The sequence below is a fragment of the Pseudomonas cimarronensis genome, assembly GCF_049331905.1.
In the GTDB taxonomy this organism is placed as follows: Bacteria; Pseudomonadota; Gammaproteobacteria; order Pseudomonadales; family Pseudomonadaceae; genus Aquipseudomonas.
In genome coordinates this window covers 890,556-909,107 of sequence record NZ_CP186283.1, presented here as the reverse complement: position 1 = coordinate 909,107, position 18,552 = coordinate 890,556, and the positions used below count along the sequence as shown (strand labels likewise).

The window sequence follows — 18,552 nt, the reverse complement described above, 5'->3', positions numbered from 1 at the left end:
CCTTAGCAGGCTGTTGAAAAACTACCTGCGTTGCCATCGCGGCGTTAAAAACAGACTCAAAATGCTCATTTACAACTCGTAAACTCCGCTTTTTCGCCTGTTTTTGCCTTGCGCTGGCTGCCTCGCCAACGTTTTTCAACAGCCTGCTAGCGCTTGAGGCACCAGAAGTGGTAACCGCCGTCCTGATGCACGGCGCCCTCTACCTCTTTCTCGAAACCGGGGAAGTGCTTGCCCCAATCCTGCAGGGCCTGGATATAACGAATCCATGGGCCATCCAGCGGCCCGAGGTTCTCGCCGGGCATAACAATCGGGATGCCTGGTGGATAGGGCATGATGCCAACCCCGGTAACCCTTCCTGCCGCCTGTTGCAGCGGCAACAGTTCGACCTCGCCGGTTTGCAGCGCCTGGAATGCAGCGCGCGGGGTTGTTTCGATCAGCGGCAGGTTGCCGAAGGCCTCGGCCTGCAGGGCGTCCATGCGGCTGCTGCGCATGTACTCGAACATCTCGCTGCTGAGGTCACGCAGGCCCATGCCGCGGTAGCGCTCAGGCGCCTGGACGAGCAGATTAGGCAACACCCGCTGCAGCGGCGCATTGCTGTCGTAGTGGCGTTTGAAGGCCAGCAGCACGTTGATCAGCGTGCCCCACTTGCCCTTGGTCACGCCGATACTGAACAGGCACAGCACCATAAAATCGGTGATGCGCGACGGCACGATATTGTTGCGGTATAGAAAGGCACCGAGGATAGGCGCGGGGATGCCCTCCGCCAACAGCTGGCCGTCGGCGCCCATGCCCGGCACCATGATGCCGACCTTGATCGGGTCGAGCATGCACCAACCTTTTTCCAGGCCAGCGAAACCATGCCACTCGGCGCCTGGCTCCAGCTCCCAGCAGGCGGGGTCGCTGGTCAGTTGCTCGGCATCGGCGTCAGCAAAATCAACCATCTTGCCGGTTTTGCTATCGCAGACCTGCGGCGCGTTCCATGGCTGGAAGAACCAGTCGCCACGACTGGCAAACTCGCGGTGGGTGCGCGCCAGCGCCTGGCGGAAATCCACCGCCTCACGCAGCGAATCCTGGGTCAGGCTATAGCCGCCGTTGCCGTCCATCATCGCTGCACCCACCTCGTTGGAGGCGAACAGCGCGTACAACGGCGAGGTACTGGCCTGAATCACGAAGGACTCGTTGAAGCGGCTGTACTCGACCGGGTTGCGGCCGTTGCGGATATGGATAAACGAGGACTGCGATAGCGCCGCCAGCAGCTTGTGGGTCGAGTGGGTGGCAAACACCGTAGGGCCGTCGGCCGGGTGGCTGGCAGGGTCGCCACGCATGGCGTAGCGACCCTGGTACAGCGGATTGAAGCGCGCGTAACCGTACCAGGCCTCATCGAAGTGAATGCGCTCACTGCTCTGCGCCAGCATGTCCTCGGCGCGCTCGGCGTGCAGGCACATGCCGTCATAGGTGCAATTGGTGACCACGGCATACACGACCTTGCTGCCCTTGGCCTGGGCACGCAGCGGATGGTTGGCGATGGCAGCCTGGATGCGCTGCGCATCGAACTGCGCGGGCAACAGTGGGCCGATAATCCCGTAGCGGTTGCGTGTCGGCGTCATATACAGCGGCAGGCCGCCAGTCAGCACCAGGCCCTGTTCGATGGATTTGTGGCAATTGCGGTCGCACAGGGCGAACTGGTTTTCACCGACGCAGGCCATAAAGATCGCCCGGTTGGAACCCGAGGTGCCGTTGAGTACCGAGTAGCTGGCGTGGGCGCCGAAGATCCGCGCTACATAGGCTTCGGAGTCTGCCACCGGGCCGCTGTGGTCGAGCACTGAACCGAGACTGCCGCGCTCGATACCGCTGTCGGTGCGAAACAGGTTTTCCCCGAAGAAATCGAAGAACACCCGGCCCACCGGCGACTTGGTAAAGGCAATCCCGCCCTGATGCCCAGGCGCGGCCCAGGAGTGCTCATCCTTCATGGTGTAGCGCAGCAGTGCATCGGTGAATGGCGGCAGCAGGTGCTCAAGGTAGCGGTTGATCGCGGCAATCACCCGACCGACCACAAAGGGCGCGGTGTCTTCGAGCATCCAGACGAATTCGTCGGCCAGACCCATGGCCTCCACCGTGATGCTCTTCTTGGCATTACGGTCGGCCATCAGAAATACCGGGACGTTTTCGTTGCGCTGGCGAATGCTGCGCAGCAACTCCAGCGCCTGGGCGTGGGAGCTGTCGTCATTCTTGCCCAGGGTCCAATCGACGCAGATGCAATGCAGCGCTGCATCGGACATTACCGCCGCCAACCCATCCTCATAGGAAGTGGCCTTGATCAGCTCGGCATTGCGCCTGGCAAATTCGTCGACCAGCTCGTTGAGCACGCGCCCACGCATGCTGGCGGGGCTGCCGAGGTCATCGTCGACCATCAGCACGCGCATTTTCAGGGGTTTGTTGGTTCGTCCAATCATCAACCTGCCTCCATCGTCCTTTGGTGCAAGCGCAGTCGCCCTGCCCGCCCCTGCAACCTCTATCCGTGCAGGGCTTTAGTGCATAGCAACCGGGGAATTGATGCCTTCTCGCTGGGCGCACTATGCACCGAGCGGCGAAACATCGTGTGACATGGATCAACAGCCTAGCCAGCATCGCCGACCGCGCAAACTTTCTGACCGAACAAACAACTGGGCACGACAAATCGCCGTGCTAGAGCGGCACAGTACCATTACGTGAGGAAAGTAAAGGCCCAGAAACAACCAAGCCCCGCGAGGCGGGGCTTGGTTTTGCAGCAGGGCGGTTTAGGCGTCGCTGTCGGCGGCGGCCTTGTAAGCGGCCGCATCCAGCAGCTTGTCCAGCTCGCTGGCGTCGCTCGGCTTGAGCTTGAAGAACCAGCTGCCGTAGGGATCGCTGTTGACGCTTTCCGGGCTGTCGGCCAGGCCGTCATTGATCGCGATCACTTCACCGGAAACCGGTGCATAGATATCGGACGCGGCCTTGACCGATTCCACCACCCCGGCTTCCTGACCGGCATTCAGGCTCTTGCCGACTTCTGGCAGCTCGATGAACACCACATCACCCAGGGCTTCCTGAGCGTGATCGGAAATGCCTACGGTAACGCTGCCATCAGCTTCCAGGCGCGCCCACTCGTGGCTGGCGGCGTAACGCAGATCGGCGGGGATATTGCTCATGTGTCGTTCCTCATCTGACATGACGGCGACCACGCCGTCATGGAAATTTAGCAGGCCTTGGCCATACCGAAAGAAAGTCTTTAAAAACCTGGCGCACCGTTACAAACCGGGGCGTTCTCGACCATCCATGGCCAGCTCAAGGCTCAGATAAGCGCCTTGCCGTTACGCACGAAGGTCGGTTTGACCACCCGCACCGGGTACCACTTGCCGCGAATCTCCACCTCGGCACGCTCCTGGGTCGCAGCCGGGACGCGGGCCAGGGCGATGGATTTACCCAGGGTCGGCGAGAAGCTGCCGCTGGTGATCTCGCCTTCGCCCACGCCCTCAACCCGCACCACCTGATGCGCACGCAACACGCCGCGCTCTTCCAGCACCAGGCCGACCAGCTTGGAGGCGACGCCTTCGGCCTTTTGCTTCTGCAGCGCGGCACGGCCAACGAAGCCACGGCTGGCCGGCTCCCAGGCGATGGTCCAGGCCATATTGGCGGCCAGTGGGGTGACGCTTTCGTCCATGTCCTGGCCGTACAGGTTCATCCCGGCTTCCAGGCGCAGGGTGTCGCGCGCGCCCAGGCCAATCGGGGAAATCCCGGCACCGACCAGCTCATTAAGGAAGGCCACCACTTCGCTGGCCGGCAGCATGATTTCCAGGCCGTCTTCGCCGGTATAACCGGTGCGGGCGATAAACCACTCGCCATCGGGCTGGCCTTCGAACGGCTTGAGGCTCTGAATCAGGTTGGCACGCGATTGGCTGACCAGCTCGGCGGTCTTGCTGCGCGCATGTGGGCCTTGAATGGCCAGCATCGCCAGCTCGGCGCGTTCTTGCAGCTGCACGTCAAAGTCGACGCTCTGCAGGCGCATCCAGGCCAGGTCCTTGTCGCGGGTCGAGGCATTCACCACCACGCGGTAACCAAAGTCGGTCAGGTAGACGATCAGGTCATCCACCACCCCGCCCTGTTCATTGAGCATGCCGCTGTAGAGAGCTTTACCGATGCTTTGCAGGCGTTCGATGTCATTGGCCAGCAGGTGTTGCAGATAGGCTTTGGCCTGGCTGCCACTGACATCCACCACGGTCATGTGCGACACGTCGAACACCCCGCAGTCGCGACGCACCTGGTGGTGCTCCTCGACCTGCGAGCCATAGTGCAACGGCATGTCCCAACCGCCGAAGTCGACCATCTTGGCACCCAGAGCGAGGTGCAGGTCATAGAGTGGTGTGCGCTGTCCCATAAGTGTCTCCTTGCGGGCTGGGCAGTGCAGCGGCAACCCGGCTGAGCCCACACAATCGGGCACTGGCACGGGCTATCAAGATGATCGGCCGCTGCGAATGGCGCGCATTGTAGCCGCAACACCGGGGGCGGTCATCCCAACGTGGCAGCCTGTCGCGCAAGCCCCCGAGGCTAACCGTGACGGCGCGCCGAACGGCGGATCAGCAGAATCACCGGCAGCAGACCGACCAGCACCAGGGTCAGGGCCGGCAGCGCGGCGCGCGCCCACTCGCCCTCGCTGGTCATTTCAAATACCCGCACCGATAACGTGTCCCAGCCGAACGGGCGCATCAGCAGGGTGGCAGGCATTTCCTTGAGCACATCGACAAACACCAGCAGCGCCGCCGACAGCGCACCCGGCACCAGCAACGGCAGATAGACCTTGAAAAACAGCCCGACGCCACCCACCCCCAGGCTGCGCGAGGCTTCCGGCAAGGACGGGCGAATCCGCGCCAGGCTGTTTTCCAGCGGCCCGTAGGCCACCGCCATAAAGCGGATCATATAAGCCAGCAACAGCGCTGACAGGCTGCCGAGCAGCACCGGCTTGCCCGCACCGCCCAGCCATGTGGAAAGCGGGATCACCAGCTCGCGGTCCAGGTAACTGAACGCCAGCATGATCGCCACCGCCAGCATCGAACCGGGCAAGGCATAGCCAAGGTTGGCCACGCCGACAGTGGAGCGCATCAGCCGGGTTGGTGTCATACGCCGGGCGAAGGCCAGCAACAGTGCCACGCTGACGGTGATCAGCGCCGCCATCGCGCCCAGATACAGGGTATGCAGAATCAGCGCGCTGTAACGTTCATCCAGATCGAAGCGGCCACGCTGCCAGAACCAGACAAGCAGCTGCAGCACCGGGATAACAAAGCCGCAGGCAAATACCAGCCCGCACCAGGCGCTAGCAGCCAGCGCCTTGCCGCCCGTGAGGTGATAGAGCGCCTTGCTGCGTGCTCGCTCATTCACCGGGCGTACCGCACCACGGGCGCGGCGTTCGCCGTAAAGCACCAGCATCACCGCCAGCAGCAGCAGGCTGGCCAGCTGGGTGGCGCTGGTCAGGCTGTAGAAGCTGTACCAGGTTTTGTAGATGGCGGTGGTAAAGGTGTCGAAGTTGAATACCGCCACCGCACCGAAATCCGCCAGGGTTTCCATGATTGCCAAGGCCAGACCGGCACCAATCGCCGGTCGCGCCATCGGCAAAGCGACACGCCAGAACGCCCGCCACGGGCTCAGACCAAGCACCCGCGCGGCTTCCATAAGGCCCTTGCCCTGGGCCAGAAAGGCATTGCGCGCGAGCAGGTAAACGTAGGGATAGAACACCAGCACCAGCACGATGATCACCCCGCCAGTGGAGCGCACGCGAAAGCGCACATCGTTGCCAAACCACTCGCGCAGCAGGGTTTGCAGCGGGCCGGAAAAATCCAGCAGGCCGACAAACACGAACGCCAGTACATAGGCGGGAATGGCAAATGGCAGCATCAGCGCCCAGTCCAGCCAGCGCCTGCCGGGAAACTCGCAGAGGCTGGTAAGCCAGGCCAGGCTGACGCCGAGCAGCGTCACACCTACGCCTACGCCCACTACCAGCACCAGGGTATTGCCGAGCAGACGCGGCAACTGGGTTTGCCACAGGTGCGCCCAGATCTGCTGATCGACCTCGTGCCAGCTGAACAGCAACACGCTCAGCGGCAACAGCACCAGCAAGGCAACGGCAAAGGCGATGGGGTACCAGCGGCGCTGGGCAGGATGGGCCACGCAAAGTCCTCAAAACTGGAAAACACAACGCCCCGGACTGAGCCGGGGCGTCGAGTATAACGGCGTGCGTAGACTTAGAACCTGATTACGATTTCGCGAGCTAGAGTCCTGCAAGGCAAAAACAGGCGAGGAAGCGGAGTGTACTGGTGTACATGAGCATTCCGAGCCTGTTTTTAACGCCGCAGGGCCGACGCGCAGCAAATCGTTAAGGCCTTAGTTCCAGCCAGCGCGATCCATCAACATGGTCGCTTCAGCCTGACGCTTGCCAGCCACTTCAGTGGCGATGGTGTCGGCCTTGAAGGTACCCCAAGCTGCCACTTCGGCAGAAGGCTCAACAGCCGGGTTGGCCGGGAACTCCTGGTTGACGCCAGCGAAGATGGTTTGCGCTTCCGGAGTAGTCATCCACTCCAGCAGTTTGCGCGCGGCTTCAGCGTTTGGCGCATGCTTGGTCACACCAGCACCGGCCAGGTTGACGTGCACGCCACGGTCGTTCTGGTTCGGCCAGTACGGCTTCACTTTCAGATCAGGCTGCTGCTTGTGCAGACGGCCGTAGTAGTAAGTGTTGGTGATGCCGACGTCGCACTGACCCGCGTCGATGGCCTGCAACAGCGCGGTGTCATCGGCGAATACGTCAGTCGCCAGGTTGCTCACCCAGCCTTTGACGATTTCTTCGGTTTTGGCTTCGCCATGGGTTTCGATCAGGGTGGCGGTCAGCGACTGGTTGTAGACCTTCTTGCTGGTCCGCAGACACAGGCGGCCTTCCCAGTTCTTGTCGGCCAGGGCTTCGTAAGTGCTCAGCTCGCTCGGTTTAACCCGCTCGGTGGAGTAGAAGATGGTCCGCGCGCGCAGCGACAGGCCAGTCCAGCTGTCGGTACTGGAGCGGTACTGGGCGGGGATATTGGCGGCAATCAGCTCGGATTTGGTCGGCTGCAGCACGCCTTCCTGCTCGGCCTGCCAGAGGTTGCCGGCGTCGACGGTGATCAGCAGGTCGGCCGGGGTGTTGGCACCTTCGGCTTTCAGACGGGCGATCAGCGGCGCTTCCTTGTCGGTGATGAACTTGACCTTAACCCCGGTTTTCGCGGTGTAGGCGTCGAATACCGGCTTGATCAGCTCGTCGATACGCGCGGAGTAAACCACCACTTCATCGGCGGCCTGCGCCGTGCTGGCCAGCGCTGTGAGAGAGAGTGCAGCGAACAACCCTTTGCTTACCTGCATGAAGAATGCCTCTTGGTATAGACGAGTTAAGGTGCCAAATAGTAGTGAATGCCATTTAGGTTCTCAACTCGCCATCCATTTAAACCTGTAACAAGTGCCTTCAACCCCCTTTATGCCACCGCCTGCTGGGCGGCCAACTGCTTGGCCTGCTCGCGCAGCACGAACTTCTGCACCTTGCCGGTGCTGGTTTTCGGCAGGCTGGTAAACACCACACAGCCCGGCACCTTGAAGCGCGCCATGCGCTGCTGACAGAAGGCGACGACTTCCTCGGCGGTCAACTCTGCGCCCGGCTTGAGGGTGACGAAGGCACAGGGCGTTTCGCCCCATTTGGCATGGGCCATGGCCACTACGGCGGCTTCAAGGATCTGCGGATGGCGATACAGCACGTCTTCCACCTCGATGGAGGAGATGTTTTCGCCACCGGAGATGATGATGTCCTTGCTGCGATCCTTGATCTCGACATAACCATCGGCATGCCACACCGCCAGATCGCCGGAGTGGAACCAGCCACCGGCAAAGGCCTCGGCGGTAGCGCTGGGGTTCTTCAGGTAGCCCTTCATCACCACGTTGCCGCGCATCATGATTTCGCCGATGGTCTGACCGTCTTTCGGCACCGGCTGCAGGGTATCCGGATCGGCCACCATCAGGCCGTCAAGCAATGGCGCACGCACACCCTGGCGGGACTTCAGACGTGCGCGCTGTTCCGGAGTTTCGCTGTCCCACTCGCTCTTCCATTCGCAGGCCACGCTGGGGCCGTAGGTTTCAGTCAGGCCATAAACGTGGGTCACGCGAAACGCCAGGGCTTCCATGGCCTCGATCACCGCCGCAGGTGGCGCGGCGCCGGCAGTGAGCACTTTGACCGGCTGGGTTTTCAGCGCTTTCAGCGCCTCATCGGCGTTGGCCAGCATATTCAGCACAATCGGCGCGCCGCAGAAATGGTCGACACCATGCTCGGCGATGGCAGGGTAGATGGCTTCGGCGCGCACATGGCGCAGGCACACGTTGACCCCGACATAGGCGGCCAGCGCCCAGGGGAAGCACCAGCCATTGCAGTGGAACATCGGCAGCGTCCACAGGTACACCGGGAAGCGGCTCATGTCCCAGCACATGGCGTTGGACAAGGCATTCAGGTGGGCGCCGCGGTGGTGATAAACCACGCCTTTGGGGTTGCCGGTGGTGCCGGAGGTGTAGTTGAGGGAGATCGCCTGCCACTCGTCCGCCGGCAACTGCCAGGCATAGTCAGGATCGCCTTCGGCCAGCAGCGCCTCGTACTCCAGCTGACCGATCAGCAGACCGTCGGCGTACTCCACATCGTCGATGCCGATCACCAGCGGCGGCTGCGGCAAATGGCCGACCACGCGCTGGGCCAGTTCACCGAACTCCTTGTCCACCAGCAGCACCTTGGCTTCGCCGTGTTGCAGGATAAAGGCGATGGCTTCGGCATCCAGGCGGGTGTTGATGGCATTCAGCACCGCGCCGCACATCGGCACGCCAAAATGCGCTTCGAACATCGCCGGCCCGTTGGGTGCGATCACCGCCACCGTGTCGCCCAGGCCGATGCCGCGCTGCGCCAGCGCCGAGGCCAAACGAATACTGCGGCTGTAGGTTTCGCCCCAAGTCTGCCGCAGGCTGCCATTGATCAGCGCCAGGCGCTGCGGGTAGACGCTGGCGGCGCGCTCAAGAAAGCTCAGCGGGCTGAGCGCCTGAAAATTCGCCGCATCGCGGGGCATGCCGTATTCGTAGGGATTGACGCTGTGCATTGTTGTTCTCCAGCTGGGCGTTGTGCGCAGAGACCATAACAGTCGTATGGTTTTAGCGATGCGCGACCTTGGTCGAAACCGTGACTCGCAAGTCAGCAATCACGTCAGCATAGGCATCCGAACAGCCATGCTGGGCGCTTGAGCGTGGCGTAATAATCGCCGCAGCGCGCTCCAGCCTGCGTGACAAGCCTCCATAGCTTTATCTCGGCTTGTCTGGCGCCCTCTTTTCAAGGAGTTATCGAGTGACCTCACGCTTACCTGTGATCGTTGGTTTTGGTGGCTATAACGCGGCCGGGCGCAGCTCCTTTCACCATGGCTTCCGCCGCACCGTGATCGAATCCATGGATACGCCCGCGCGCCAGCAAACCCTCGCCGGCCTGGCGGTGATGATGAAACTGGTCAAGGTGGTTGATGGCGGCTATCAGGATGGTGCCGGCAACGCCCTGAGCCTGGGCGAGATCGACAGCCGCTTCGCCGAGCAGATTCTCGCCTCGACCCTGGTGCGCCGTATCGAGAAACAGCATCTGGATGTCGACGCCGCGCACTGGCAAAAAACCATCGACATCAGCGCCACCGCCGGTCAGCCGCTGAGCTTTATCACCCTGCGCAAGCACCTGCCCGAGCCGCTGCCAAGCGACTGGACGGTGGACGAACTGAACGCCAGCGAAGTGCTGGTGACCCTGCACGACAACTGCGAATTCAAGGTCGACAGCTATCGCGCCCTGCCGGTGAAATCCGCCGGCCAGCTGCCCACAGGCTTCGAACCGAGCGAGTTGTACAACGCGCGCTTCCACCCGCGCGGCCTGGCCATGACCATCGCCGGCGTCACCGACGCGCTACGCGCCACCGGCATCGACTGGCAAACCATCATGCAGCACGTGGCCCCCGACGAAGTCGCAGTGTTCTCCAGTTGCATCATGAGCCAGCTGGACGAAAACGGCTTCGGCGGCCTGATGCAGTCGCGCCTCAAGGGCGGCCGCGTCACCGCCAAGCAACTGGCTCTGGGCCTCAACACCATGTCGGCGGACTTTATCAACGCCTATGTGCTGGGCAGCGTCGGCACCACCGGCGCCATCACCGGCGCCTGCGCCACCTTCCTCTATAACCTGCAGAAGGGCATCGAACAGATTGCCAATGGCAAAGCGCGGGTAGTCATCATCGGCAGCAGCGAAGCGCCGATTAATCAGGAGTGCATCGAGGGTTATGGCGCCATGGGCGCGTTGGCCACTGAAGATGGCCTGCGGCAGATCGAAGGCAAGGACTCGGTGGACTTCCGTCGCGCCAGCCGCCCGTTTGGCGAAAACTGCGGCTTTACCCTGGCTGAAGCCTGCCAGTTCGTCGTGCTGATGGACGACGCCTTGGCCCTGGAGCTAGGCGCAGATATCCACGGCGCGGTGCCGGATGTGTTTATCAACGCCGACGGCTTCAAGAAATCCATTTCCGCCCCCGGCCCGGGCAACTACCTGACCGTGGCCAAGGCCGTGGCCAGCGCCGTGCAACTGCTGGGCATCGACGCGGTGCGCGAGCGCAGCTTCGTGCATGCCCACGGCTCCAGCACCCCGGCCAACCGGGTCACCGAATCGGAAATCCTCGACCGCGTGGCCAGTGCCTTCGCTATCGAGCAATGGCCGATCACCGCAGTAAAAGCCTTTGTCGGCCACTCCCTGGCCACCGCCAGTGGCGACCAGGTGATCTCCGCCCTGGGCAGCTTCAAGTACGGCATCATCCCCGGCATCAAGACCATCGATGCGGTGGCTGAAGACGTGCACCAGCAGCATCTGAGCTTCGCCACCAGCGACCGCACCCGCACGCCCGAGCAGCTCGACGTCTGCTTTATCAACTCCAAGGGTTTTGGCGGCAACAACGCCAGCGCCCTGCTGCTGGCGCCGCATGTGGCCGAACGCATGCTGCGCAAGCGCCACGGCGAAACGGCCTTTGCCGCTTACCTGCAGCGCCGCGAGGCCACGCGCCATGCCGCTCAAACCTACGACGCGCAGGCGCTGCTGGGCGATCTGGGGATTATCTACAACTTCGGTAACGATCTGATCGACGATCAGCAGATCGAGATCAGCTGCGAGCAGATCAAGGTGCCGGGCTTCGCCCAGCCGCTGCTGTTCAAGAAGGACGCGCGCTACGGCGATATGCTCGACTGAGTGAGCGGCGGGTGGATGTAAACAACGACATCCACCCTGCTCGCTGAGTTTCAGCGCTAGCCCGCCCTAAGGCCTTCGCCGCTAAAGCGCCTCCCACAAGGTGATGCGGACGTGGCGATCTGTGGGAGGGGCTTTAGCCGCGACCGAGCGCAAGGTCACGGCAGACTCATCACTCAATCCAAGGCGCGGGCCAGTTGGATCAGCTCCGCGCGCCAGGCGGCAGCCGCTGGCAGCGCCAGAAAATACGGATTGAGCAAGGATTCGCGCGCCTCATAGGTCAGCGCCTCGCCCTTGAGCGTCAGCACCTCACCACCCGCACCCTCCAGCACGCCCTGCGCTGCGGCGGTATCCCACTGCGAGGTCGGCGCCAAACGCGGGTAGCAATCGGCATTGCCTTCGGCCAGCTGGCAGAACTTCAGCGAGCTGCCGACATTGGCCAGTTGCAGATCACCAAAGCGCTCGCTCAACCCGGTCAACAACGCTTCCTGCGCCGGGCTGGAATGGCGACGGCTAGCCACCAGGGTAAAGGCCTCTTGCGGGGCCAAACGCACACGAATCGGCTCAACCTTACCCGCCGCATCGGCGCGCCAAGCCCCAAGACCGGCACCGCCGTAATAGCACTGGCCGGTGGCCGGAATGCCGACCACGCCAAATACCACACAGCCCTGCTCGATCAACGCGACGTTAACGGTGAACTCTTCGCTGCCGGCGATAAACTCCTTGGTGCCATCCAGCGGGTCGACCAGCCACCAACGCGACCACTGTGCACGGGTGCTCAGGGCAATATCCGCTGCTTCCTCAGACAGCACCGGAATATCCGGGGCAAGGGCCAGCAGGCCGTCATTGAGAATATGGTGCGCGGCCATATCCGCAGCAGTCACCGGCGAGGCGTCAGCTTTTTCATTGACCGTTACATCGGCACGCCAATACGGCAGCGTCGCCGTGCCGGCCTGGCGCACCAGTTCAATCACAGCAGGGATCAGAGGATGGCTCATGGTTTAAAGATTCCTCGCTGAGTCAGTACATCGCGGGCCAGGTACAACGCCGCCAAGGCGCGGCCTTCAGTGAACTGCGGATGCTGGATCAAACTCGACAGCTCGCGCAGGCTGGTCTGGTCGACGCGCATCGGCTCTGGCTCATCGCCCGGCAGGCGCTCTTCATAGAGATCCGAGGCCAGCACCACCTGAATCTTCTGGCTCATATAGCCCGGTGACAGGCTCAGCTCGGCCAGCAGCTCCAGCTGACGCGCACCAAAGCCGGCTTCTTCCTTCAGCTCACGGTTGGCCGCCACCAACACGTCCTCACCCGGCTCAATCAGCCCTTTTGGCAGTGACAACTGGTAGTCATCGGTGCCGCCGCAGTATTCCTCGACCAACAGCGCGTGCTCGTCATCGACCATCGCCACCACCATCACCGCACCATAGCCCGAGCCCTTGCCCACCAGGCGTTCGTAGGTGCGCTCCACGCCATTGCTGAAGCGCAGTTGCAACTCCTCAACGCGGAACAGGCGGCTGCTGGCGACGATTTCGCGAGCGAGGACAGTGGGTTTCTGACGCATGGGGCGGCTCCTGGGCAGGACATAGCGGGGTATCATAGCGCGGCTTTTCCTATTATCTGCGTAGGAGATTGCGCGATGACGACGCCCACGGCGCAAATCGCGACCGCCTGCGCATCAGCCAGAAGAACTGCGCATGCCTGCCTTGCCCTGGAACGCCATCGACACCGTCCTGCTGGATATGGACGGCACCCTGCTCGACCTGCACTTCGACAACCACTTCTGGCTGCAGCACCTGCCGCAGCGCTATGCCGAGCACCACGGCATCAGCCGCGCGCTGGCCGAGGCCGAGTTACTGCCGCTGTTTCGCCAGCACGCCGGCACGCTCAACTGGTACTGCACGGATTTCTGGAGCCGCGAGCTGAACCTGTCGATTCGCGACCTCAAGCGTGAGGTAGCACACCTGATCGCCCTGCGCCCGGACGCCGACACCTTTATCCAGGCCCTGCGCCACGCCGGCAAGCAGGTGGTGCTGATCACCAACGCACACCGCGATTCGCTGTCGTTGAAGCTGGAACGTATCGAACTGGCGCCCTATTTCGACCGACTGATCAGCTCCCACGACTATGGTTTCCCCAAGGAAGACCAGCAGTTCTGGCACGCCCTGCAGCAGGACATCCGCTTCACACCTGCGCGTAGCCTGTTTATCGATGACAGCCTGCCGATTCTGCGCAGCGCCGGGCGTTTCGGCGTCGGCCACCTGCTCGCCGTGCGCCAGCCGGATAGTCAGGCGGGCCCGAAGGACACCGAGGAGTTTGCTGCGGTAGAGGATTATCGGGAGTTGTTGCAAGGCCTTGAGAGGAACGGCTGATGATGTGTGGGAGGCGCTTTAGCGGCGAAAGTCGCGGCTAAAGCCCCTCCCACAATGGCGCTCTACTCGGGAATACGCAGCACCTGACCCGGATAGATCTTGTCCGGGTGGCTGAGCATCGGCTTGTTGGCTTCAAAGATTTTCGGATAGGCATTGGCGTTGCCGTATTCGGCCTTGGCAATCGCGCTCAGGGTGTCGCCCTTCTTCACCGTGACAAAGCGCGCCGCCGGGGCCGGCGTGGTCACGCTGATATGGTCTTCCACTTCGGCGACGCCGGCGACGTTGCCCAACGCCAGCAGGATTTTCTCCTTCTCTTCCTGACTGGCCACCTCGCCACGGGCAATGACCTTCTCGCCCTCGACGCTGATCTGAATAGCCGGGTTTCCCAAGCCCACCTTGGCCACATGCGCGGTCAGTGATTCGGCCGCCTGGGCCTCCTGGCCGACCAGCGACTCCCAGAGTTTGGTCCCGGCTTCTTTAACAAAGGCAAACAGACTCATAAGGCTTCCTCTTGATTCCTTGGAAAGTGGCCGGGCACGCCGCCCGGAGCCAGAAGTCTAGACCCTGATTCGTGACAAAGGTGCCAAGCCCGGCGCTGTCGCTGCAGGCCGCGCCCTAGGCCGTATTCAGCGCCTAGGCGCACGCAACTGCCTGATAGAATCGGCGCAAACCAGGGTTTTAAGGACACATCGTGGATATCAAACAGCTGAAGTTCCTCATCGCCCTGGATGAAACCCGCCACTTCGGCCAGGCCGCCGCGCGCTGCCATATCACCCAGCCAACCCTGTCGATGCGCCTGCGTCAGCTGGAAGACGAGCTGGGCCTGGAACTGGTACGGCGTGGTCAGCGTTTTGAGGGTTTCAGTGCTGAAGGCGAGCGCATTCTCGCCTGGGCGCGCAGCCTGATGGCCGCGCACGACGGTCTGTATGCCGAAGCGGCGGCCTGCCGTGGCCAGCTGGTCGGCACCCTGCGCCTGGGCGTAGTGCCGCTGGCCGGGTTTGATCCGATGCGCCTGGTACAGTTTTTCGCCGAGCAGCATGCCGGGCTGCGCTTCCAATTGTTTGCCCTGAGCAGCGAGGAAATACTCGAACGCCTTGGGCGTAATCAGCTCGACCTCGGCCTGTCCTACCTCGACCGCCTCAACCCGGAGCATTTCGACAGCCTGGAGCTGGCGGAAACCCGCATGGGCCTGCTGTATGACCGCCGGCACTTTCAGTTCACCCGCCCGGCTTTGCGCTGGGAAAGCCTGATCGACCTGCCGCTGGGCCTGCTCTCGGCCGGCATGCATTTTCGCCAGTCGATCGACCACAGCTTTCGCTCCCGTGGCCTGACGCCCAGCCCACGGCTGGAAACCGATGCTGTGCATCAACTGCTGCAAGCGGTCAGCGCGGGGCTGTGCTGCGCGATCATGCCGCTCAACAGCGGCCTGGCCGAGTTCACCGACCATCTGGCGCTGACGCCGATTGAGGACGCCCACACCCTCGCCCCGCTGGGTCTGATCCTGCGCCGCAGCGCGCCGCGCTCGGCCCTGGCCGAAGCCTGCTTTGCCGAGGCGCATAAGCTTTTACCCGTCGCAGCGGGCTGAAAGACCCGAAGTTGAAGCCTTGATAGATCGTATCGATCATTAGATCGGCAACAGCAATTAGACGCCCCCGGCTCAGCGGCCTAGGCTGGAGCAACAACTCCGTGCCGGGAAGCCTTGCCCATGTCACGCCACGCGCCCACCAGCCCGCCACCCAGCACGCCGACATTGCTGCCAGCGCCCACTTACACCTATGTCGAACTGGCCGATAGCCCGCAGGACGGCGCCGCCGCGCTGGCCAGTGAGACGGCCCTGGCAATCAGCTACAACGGCATCAGCCACAGCGTGATGATGGTGTCGCCCAGCGACCTTGAGGATTTTATTTACGGTTTCAGCCTGAGCGCCGGCCTGATCGACAGTTTCGATGAGGTCTACGATATCCGCCTGCAGCAGCATGACAGCGCCATCAGCGCCGAGGTGCAGGTCAGCAACCGCGCCTTCTGGGCACTCAAGCAGCAGCGCCGTACGCTGGCCGGCAACAGCGGCTGCGGCCTGTGCGGGGTGGAAGCACTGGAGCAAGCGCTGCCGCAATTACCCAACCTCACGCCCAGCGCACTGCCGGCACCGGCCCACCTGCAGGGCCTGCGCCAGCGAATTCAGACCGAACAGACCCTGGCCCGCCATAGCGGCGCGGTGCATGCCGCGCTGTTTGTCGATGGTCAGGGGCAAATCCGCCTGTGCCGCGAAGATATCGGCCGGCACAACGCCCTCGACAAGTTGCTTGGCGCTCTGCATCGCGAAGGGGAAAACCCGCGCCAGGGTTTTGCCGTGGTCACCAGCCGTTGCAGCCTGGAGCTGATCCACAAGGCTCTGCGCGCCGGCATCGGCACCCTGGTCAGCCTGTCTGCGCCGACCACCCTCAGCGTGCAGTGGGCGCGCCAGCACAACCTCAACCTGATCCATCTGCCCCAACAAAGTGCGCCACGGGTTTACAGCCCGGCCGCGCCCGGAGTCGCCCAGCCATGAGCCTGCAACCGATCAATCCACGCTACAAACCCTACAAAGGGGCTGCCGCTGGCTGGGGCGCACTGAACGCCGTGACCCGCTTCTGGCTGGACAGCAAACAGCCGTTCAAGAACTTGCGCGCGTTGCTCAAGACCAACCAGAACGGCGGTTTCGACTGCCCCGGCTGCGCCTGGGGTGATTCGCCGGAAGACGGTCACATCAAGTTCTGCGAGAACGGCGCCAAGGCGGTCAATTGGGAAGCCACCAAGCGCCGGGTGGATGCCGCCTTCTTCGCCCGTTACAGCGTCAGTCAGTTGCGCGAGCAGAGCGATTACTGGCTCGAATACCAGGGACGCCTGACCGAGCCGATGCGCTATGACGCCACCAGCGATCACTACCAACCGATCAGTTGGGATGCCGCCTTCGCCCTGATTGCCGAGCATTTAAAGGCGCTGGAAAGCCCCAATCAGGCCGAGTTCTACACCTCCGGCCGCGCCAGCAACGAAGCGGCCTACCTGTATCAGCTGTTCGTCCGCGCCTTTGGCAGCAACAACTTTCCTGACTGCTCGAACATGTGCCACGAAGCCAGCGGCGTGGCCCTTGGGCAGAGCGTGGGCGTCGGCAAGGGCAGCGTGACCTTCGCCGACTTCGAGCACAGCGATGCGATCTTCGTGCTTGGGCAAAACCCCGGCACCAACCACCCGCGCATGCTCGAACCGCTGCGCGAGGCGGTGAAACGCGGCGCCCAAGTGGTGTGCTTTAACCCGCTGAAAGAGCGCGGCCTGGAGCGTTTTCAGCATCCGCAACATGCGCTGGAAATGCTGACTAACGGCTCCGAGCCGCTCAACACCGCGTTCTTCCGCCCGGCGCTGGGTGGCGATCTAGCCGCCCTGCGCGGCATCGCCAAGTTTCTGTTGCAGTGGCACCGCGAAGCGCTGGCTCAGGGCCAACCTGCAGTGTTCGATCTGGCCTTTATCGCTGAACACACCCATGGCGTGGATGACTATCTAGCGCTGCTGGATGCCAGCAGCTGGGATTCATTGGTCGAGCAATCCGGCCTGAGTCTGGACGAGTTGCAACACGCCGCCCTGCTCTACCGCCGTGCCGAGCGGGTGATCATCTGCTGGGCCATGGGTATCACCCAGCACCACAACTCGGTGGCGACCATTCAGGAAATCGTCAACCTGCAACTGCTGCGCGGCAACCTCGGCCGCCCCGGTGCCGGCCTGTGCCCAGTGCGCGGCCACAGCAACGTGCAGGGCGATCGCACCATGGGCATCAATGAGCGCCCGCCAGCGGCCTTTCTCGATGCGCTGGAGCAGCGCTTCAACTTCCAGGTGCCGCGCGCCCAGGGCCACAACACCGTCGAGGCGATCAACGCCATGGTACGCGGCGAGGCCAAGGTATTTATCGGCCTGGGCGGCAACTTCGCCCAAGCCACCCCGGACAGCCCGCGCACCCACCAGGCGCTGCAGAGCTGTGCACTGACCGTGCAGATCAGCACCAAGCTCAACCGCAGCCACCTGACCACCGGCGCGGATGCACTGATTCTGCCGTGCCTCGGTCGTACTGATATCGACCACCAGGCGGATGGCCCACAAGCCGTGACCGTGGAAGACTCATTCAGCATGATCCACGCCTCCTACGGTCAGCTCCAACCGCTGTCTCAGCAAATGCGCTCGGAGCCGGCGATCATTGCCGGTATCGCCAAGGCTACGCTGGGTAATCATCCGGTGGACTGGGACGCGCTGATTGCCGACTACAGCCGCATCCGCGAACTGATTGCCGAGACCATTCCCGGCTTCAACGACTTCAACCAGCGCCTGCAACACCCCGGCGGCTTCTACCTGGGCAACGCCGCTGCCGAACGGCGCTGGCTGACCGCCAGCCACAAGGCCAACTTCAAGGCCAACCCGCTACCCGCTGACCTGCTGCCACCGCAAGTGCGCAGCAGCGGGCAGACACCGGACCTGATCCTGCAAACCCTGCGCTCGCATGACCAGTACAACACCACCATTTATGGCCTTGATGACCGCTACCGTGGGGTCAAAGGTCAGCGTCAGGTGCTGTTCGCCAACGAAGCCGACATCCTGCGCCTGGGCTTTCAGCCGGGGCAGCAGGTTGATATCCAGTCCATCTGGGATGACGGCATCGAGCGCAAGGTCGAGGGCTTTACCCTGCTGGCCTTCGACATACCTGCAGGCCAAGCCGCCGCCTACTACCCGGAGGCCAACCCGCTAGTGCCGCTGCAGAGTTTCGGTACGGGCAGCTTTACCCCGACCTCAAAATACGTGGCGATTCGCCTGCACGCTCATCAGGCCGCTGAGCGCATTCTTTGAACGGATCTGTGGCAA

14 protein-coding genes are annotated in these 18,552 nt (G+C 62.7%); 5 read left to right on the top strand and 9 right to left on the bottom strand.

Annotated features, from left to right (window positions below; all coding sequences use genetic code 11):
- Positions 1-146 precede the first annotated feature (146 nt).
- The 6 genes from ACOCLD_RS04300 to ACOCLD_RS04275 form a co-directional block, all read right to left on the bottom strand.
- Positions 147-2,453, bottom strand: a complete 2,307-nt coding sequence (locus tag ACOCLD_RS04300) for an Orn/Lys/Arg decarboxylase N-terminal domain-containing protein (protein WP_422910976.1) — start codon at positions 2,451-2,453, stop codon at positions 147-149.
- A 324-nt stretch (positions 2,454-2,777) separates the two neighbouring features.
- On the bottom strand, positions 2,778-3,167 hold the full coding sequence (gene gcvH / locus ACOCLD_RS04295; RefSeq protein WP_311089665.1) for a glycine cleavage system protein GcvH: 390 nt from the start codon (positions 3,165-3,167) through the stop codon (positions 2,778-2,780).
- Between the two features lie 143 nt (positions 3,168-3,310).
- On the bottom strand, positions 3,311-4,393 hold the full coding sequence (gene gcvT, locus ACOCLD_RS04290) for a glycine cleavage system aminomethyltransferase GcvT (protein ID WP_422910975.1): 1,083 nt from the start codon (positions 4,391-4,393) through the stop codon (positions 3,311-3,313).
- 170 nt (positions 4,394-4,563) lie between these two features.
- Complete coding sequence (locus ACOCLD_RS04285; protein WP_422910974.1) at positions 4,564-6,177, bottom strand: ABC transporter permease; 1,614 nt, start codon at positions 6,175-6,177, stop codon at positions 4,564-4,566.
- Positions 6,178-6,390: 213 nt separating this feature from the next.
- Entirely contained in the window at positions 6,391-7,392 is a 1,002-nt protein-coding gene (locus ACOCLD_RS04280; protein WP_233683333.1) for an extracellular solute-binding protein, read from the bottom strand.
- A gap of 110 nt (positions 7,393-7,502) precedes the next feature.
- Positions 7,503-9,152, bottom strand: a complete 1,650-nt coding sequence (locus ACOCLD_RS04275; protein WP_422910973.1) for an acyl-CoA synthetase — start codon at positions 9,150-9,152, stop codon at positions 7,503-7,505.
- A 242-nt stretch (positions 9,153-9,394) separates the two neighbouring features.
- Between ACOCLD_RS04275 and ACOCLD_RS04270 the strand changes: the two genes are divergently transcribed.
- Complete coding sequence (locus tag ACOCLD_RS04270; RefSeq protein ID WP_422910972.1) at positions 9,395-11,305, top strand: beta-ketoacyl synthase; 1,911 nt, start codon at positions 9,395-9,397, stop codon at positions 11,303-11,305.
- 173 nt (positions 11,306-11,478) lie between these two features.
- Here the strand turns inward: ACOCLD_RS04270 and cysQ are convergent, their stop codons facing one another.
- A complete protein-coding gene (gene cysQ, locus ACOCLD_RS04265; protein WP_422910971.1) occupies positions 11,479-12,300 on the bottom strand; it encodes a 3'(2'),5'-bisphosphate nucleotidase CysQ in 822 nt (273 codons plus the stop codon).
- Positions 12,297-12,863: an ADP compounds hydrolase NudE gene (gene nudE, locus ACOCLD_RS04260; RefSeq protein WP_233683329.1), complete on the bottom strand. Its 567-nt coding sequence runs from the start codon at positions 12,861-12,863 to the stop codon at positions 12,297-12,299. Before nudE ends, cysQ begins: the two co-directional genes overlap by 4 nt.
- 133 nt (positions 12,864-12,996) lie before the next feature.
- On the opposite strand from nudE, the gene yrfG reads away from it, so the two are divergent.
- Positions 12,997-13,671, top strand: a complete 675-nt coding sequence (yrfG, locus tag ACOCLD_RS04255; RefSeq protein WP_422910970.1) for a GMP/IMP nucleotidase — start codon at positions 12,997-12,999, stop codon at positions 13,669-13,671.
- A gap of 62 nt (positions 13,672-13,733) precedes the next feature.
- On the opposite strand, the gene lysM is transcribed toward yrfG, so the two are convergent.
- Positions 13,734-14,171 carry a peptidoglycan-binding protein LysM gene (lysM, locus tag ACOCLD_RS04250; protein ID WP_422910969.1) on the bottom strand — a complete coding sequence of 146 codons (438 nt, stop codon included), beginning with the start codon at positions 14,169-14,171 and terminating at the stop codon, positions 13,734-13,736.
- A gap of 191 nt (positions 14,172-14,362) precedes the next feature.
- On the opposite strand from lysM, the gene ACOCLD_RS04245 reads away from it, so the two are divergent.
- From ACOCLD_RS04245 to ACOCLD_RS04235, 3 genes are all read left to right on the top strand, one after another.
- Complete coding sequence (locus ACOCLD_RS04245) at positions 14,363-15,256, top strand: LysR family transcriptional regulator (RefSeq protein WP_422910968.1); 894 nt, start codon at positions 14,363-14,365, stop codon at positions 15,254-15,256.
- Positions 15,257-15,376: 120 nt separating this feature from the next.
- Positions 15,377-16,219 (top strand): formate dehydrogenase accessory sulfurtransferase FdhD, encoded by an 843-nt coding sequence (fdhD, locus tag ACOCLD_RS04240; RefSeq protein WP_422910967.1) that lies wholly within the window; start codon positions 15,377-15,379, stop codon positions 16,217-16,219.
- Complete coding sequence (locus ACOCLD_RS04235; RefSeq protein ID WP_422910966.1) at positions 16,216-18,537, top strand: FdhF/YdeP family oxidoreductase; 2,322 nt, start codon at positions 16,216-16,218, stop codon at positions 18,535-18,537. Before fdhD ends, ACOCLD_RS04235 begins: the two co-directional genes overlap by 4 nt.
- The last annotated feature ends 15 nt before the right edge of the window (positions 18,538-18,552 follow it).

Bases quoted from the DNA above. Each gene is read 5' to 3' on its own strand.
- gcvH (WP_311089665.1), bottom strand. From the start codon at position 3,167: ATGAGCAATATCCCCGCCGATCTGCGTTACGCCGCCAGCCACGAGTGG.
- gcvT (WP_422910975.1), bottom strand. From the start codon at position 4,393: ATGGGACAGCGCACACCACTCTATGACCTGCACCTCGCTCTGGGTGCC.
- fdhD (WP_422910967.1), top strand. From the start codon at position 15,377: ATGTCACGCCACGCGCCCACCAGCCCGCCACCCAGCACGCCGACATTG.
- ACOCLD_RS04300 (WP_422910976.1), bottom strand. From the start codon at position 2,453: ATGATTGGACGAACCAACAAACCCCTGAAAATGCGCGTGCTGATGGTC.
- nudE (WP_233683329.1), bottom strand. From the start codon at position 12,863: ATGCGTCAGAAACCCACTGTCCTCGCTCGCGAAATCGTCGCCAGCAGC.
- ACOCLD_RS04280 (WP_233683333.1), bottom strand. From the start codon at position 7,392: ATGCAGGTAAGCAAAGGGTTGTTCGCTGCACTCTCTCTCACAGCGCTG.
- yrfG (WP_422910970.1), top strand. From the start codon at position 12,997: ATGCCTGCCTTGCCCTGGAACGCCATCGACACCGTCCTGCTGGATATG.
- lysM (WP_422910969.1), bottom strand. From the start codon at position 14,171: ATGAGTCTGTTTGCCTTTGTTAAAGAAGCCGGGACCAAACTCTGGGAG.
- ACOCLD_RS04275 (WP_422910973.1), bottom strand. From the start codon at position 9,152: ATGCACAGCGTCAATCCCTACGAATACGGCATGCCCCGCGATGCGGCG.
- ACOCLD_RS04235 (WP_422910966.1), top strand. From the start codon at position 16,216: ATGAGCCTGCAACCGATCAATCCACGCTACAAACCCTACAAAGGGGCT.
- cysQ (WP_422910971.1), bottom strand. From the start codon at position 12,300: ATGAGCCATCCTCTGATCCCTGCTGTGATTGAACTGGTGCGCCAGGCC.